Source organism: Roseofilum capinflatum BLCC-M114, assembly GCF_030068505.1.
Taxonomy (GTDB): domain Bacteria; phylum Cyanobacteriota; class Cyanobacteriia; order Cyanobacteriales; family Desertifilaceae; genus Roseofilum; species Roseofilum capinflatum.
The window spans coordinates 1-3,378 of the sequence record NZ_JAQOSO010000035.1; the positions used below are offsets into that span (position 1 = coordinate 1).

The window sequence follows — 3,378 nt, forward strand, 5'->3', positions numbered from 1 at the left end:
AAGTTCGAAGCCCTTCTTTCTGATCACTGGGTCAGATTTGCTCTTTAACAAATTGGACGAGATAGAACACAGAATTTTTTCTCTCATTATCTCCGAGAGAAAAGTTCAAAAGTGATAGCGATTTCAAGCGTTATCCGGTGTTGTCGTTGAAGTGGTTGTTATATCGCTTCAAGGAACTGTCTCCACTTATCGATGCCCTGGTTTACCAGGTTATCGATGAATGGAACACAGTTGTCTTGGGGTTATATAGTCAAGCAACTAAGCGCATACGGTGGATGCCTTGGCAGTCAGAGGCGATGAAAGACGTGGAAGCCTGCGATAAGGCTCGGGGAGCTGGCAAACAAGCTGTGATCCGGGCATTTCTGAATGGGGAAACCCACCGACTTTCGGGTCGGTACCTTACACTGAATCCATAGGTGTAAGGGGCGAACCGGGGGAACTGAAACATCTAAGTACCCCGAGGAAAAGAAATCAACCGAGATTCCCTAAGTAGCGGCGAGCGAACGGGGACTAGCCCTTAAGCTAGACAACTGGTAGGAGAAGGCTCTGGAAAGTGCCGCCATAGTGGGTGATAGCCCCGTATCCGAAACCTGAGTCTGGTGAAATCGAGTAGGACGGGACACGTGATATCCTGTCTGAACATGGGGGGACCATCCTCCAAGGCTAAATACTCCTGACTGACCGATAGTGAACCAGTACCGTGAGGGAAAGGCGAAAAGAACCCCTGTGAGGGGAGTGAAATAGACCCTGAAACCGTATGCGTACAAGCAGTCGGAGCAGACTTGTTCCGTGACGGCGTACCTTTTGTATAATGGGTCAGCGACTTATGTTCAGTGGCGAGGTTAACCGTTTAGGGGAGCCGTAGGGAAACCGAGTCTGAATAGGGCGATTTAGTCGCTGGGCATAGACCCGAAACCGGGCGATCTATCCATGAGCAGGTTGAAGGTGCCGTAACAGGCACTGGAGGACCGAACCCACTGTCGTTGAAAAGCCAGGGGATGACTTGTGGATCGGAGTGAAAGGCTAATCAAGCCCGGAGATAGCTGGTTCTCCCCGAAAGCTATTTAGGTAGCGCCTCGGACGAATACCACAGGGGGTAGAGCACTGTTTCGGCTAGGGGGTCATCCCGACTTACCAACCCGATGCAAACTCCGAATACCTGTGAGTACTATCCGGGAGACACACGGCGGGTGCTAACGTCCGTCGTGAAGAGGGAAACAACCCAGACCGCCAGCTAAGGTCCCCAAGTACCAGTTAAGTGGGAAACGATGTGGGAAGGCTCAGACAGCTAGGAGGTTGGCTTAGAAGCAGCCATCCTTTAAAGAAAGCGTAATAGCTCACTAGTCGAGTCGGCCTGCGCGGAAGATGTAACGGGGCTCAAACTGGTCACCGAAGCTGCGGCTGCATACTTTGTATGCGGGGTAGGGGAGCGTTCTGTAAGCCTGCGAAGGTGTGTTGAGAAGCATGCTGGAGGTATCAGAAGTGCGAATGCTGACATGAGTAACGACAATGCGGGTGAAAAACCCGCACGCCGGAAGACCAAGGGTTCCTGCGCAACGCTAATCGGCGCAGGGTGAGTCGGCCCCTAAGGCGAGACCGAAAGGTGTAGTCGATGGGAAACGGGTTAATATTCCCGTACCTTGGATAGCTGCGATGGAGAGACGGAGAAGGCTAGGTGAGCCGGGCGACGGTTGTCCCGGTTTAAGCGAGTAGGGAGTGGACTTAGGCAAATCCGGGTCCACAATCCCGAGACGTGACGACGACTGCTCATAGAGCGGGAAGTCATTGATGCCATGCTTCCAGGAAAATCTTCTAAGCTTCAGGCTATTCGAGACCGTACCCCAAACCGACACAGGTGGTCAGGTAGAGAATACCAAGGCGCTTGAGAGAACTCGGGTAAAGGAACTAGGCAAAATGGTGCCGTAACTTCGGGAGAAGGCACGCTGGCAGTAAGTGAAGCCCCTGCGGGTGGAGCTGAGACCAGTCGAAGATACCAGGCCCCTGCGACTGTTTATTAAAAACACAGCACTGTGCAAACACGAAAGTGGACGTATACGGTGTGACGCCTGCCCGGTGCCGGAAGGTTAATTGATGGGGTTAGCGCTTGCGCGAAGCTCTTGATCGAAGCCCCGGTAAACGGCGGCCGTAACTATAACGGTCCTAAGGTAGCGAAATTCCTTGTCGGGTAAGTTCCGACCTGCACGAATGGCGTAACGATGGGGGCGCTGTCTCTACCCGAGACTCAGTGAAATTGAAATCGCCGTGAAGATGCGGTGTATCCGCGGCTAGACGGAAAGACCCCGTGAACCTTTACTATAGCTTCACAGTGAACTTTGAGCATGTTTGTGTAGGATAGCTGGGAGGCTTTGAAGTGGGAACGCCAGTTCTCATGGAGCCAACCTTGAAATACCAGCCTGACATGTTTGAGGTTCTAACTTGGTCCCCTTATCGGGGATGAGGACACTGTGTGGTGGGTAGTTTGACTGGGGCGGTCTCCTCCCAAAGCGTAACGGAGGAGCACAAAGGTGGGCTAAGCATGGTCGGACATCATGCGGTTAGTGTAATGGCACAAGCCCGCTTAACTGCGAGACAGACACGTCGAGCAGGTACGAAAGTAGGTCATAGTGATCCGGTGGTTCTGTATGGAAGGGCCATCGCTCAACGGATAAAAGGTACTCCGGGGATAACAGGCTGATACCGCCCAAGAGTTCACATCGACGGCGGTGTTTGGCACCTCGATGTCGGCTCATCACATCCTGGGGCTGAAGCCGGTCCCAAGGGTATGGCTGTTCGCCATTTAAAGTGGTACGCGAGCTGGGTTTAGAACGTCGTGAGACAGTTCGGTCCCTATCTGCCGTGGACGTTGGAGATTTGAGGAAAGCTGCTCCTAGTACGAGAGGACCGGAGTGGACGAACCTCTGGTGTTCGGGTTGTGACGCCAGTCGCATTGCCCGGTAGCTATGTTCGGACAGGATAACCGCTGAAAGCATCTAAGCGGGAAGCCCCTTCCAAGATGAGATCTCCCTGGACCCTCGAGGTCCCTGAAGAGCCGTTCAAGACCAGGACGTTGATAGGTCGGGTGTGTAAGCGCTGCGAGGCGTTGAGCTAACCGATACTAATTGCTCGTGCGGCTTGACTATATAACACCCAAGACAATTGCGGATAACGCAGAGCCTAACCGCTCAAACGAAATCAACATCACTCAGTTCTATCCCGTCCCCCAGTGATCAACCGTTTTGCCTGACGACCATAGCGGTCTGGAACCACCTGATCCCATCCCGAACTCAGAAGTGAAACAGACCAGCGCCGATGGTAGTGTGGCGTTGCCCATGTGAGAGTAGGTCATCGTCAGGCTCCTAATACCAAAACCCCAGCATC

Annotated in this window: 2 rRNA genes; both read left to right on the forward strand. The window is 53.1% G+C overall.

Annotation, left to right across the window (positions count from 1 at the left end):
• The first annotated feature begins 248 nt into the window (after window positions 1-248).
• Window positions 249-3,140: ribosomal RNA gene (locus tag PMG25_RS07445) — 23S ribosomal RNA — on the forward strand.
• A 99-nt stretch (window positions 3,141-3,239) separates the two neighbouring features.
• A 5S ribosomal RNA gene (gene rrf / locus PMG25_RS07450) occupies window positions 3,240-3,354 on the forward strand.
• The last annotated feature ends 24 nt before the right edge of the window (window positions 3,355-3,378 follow it).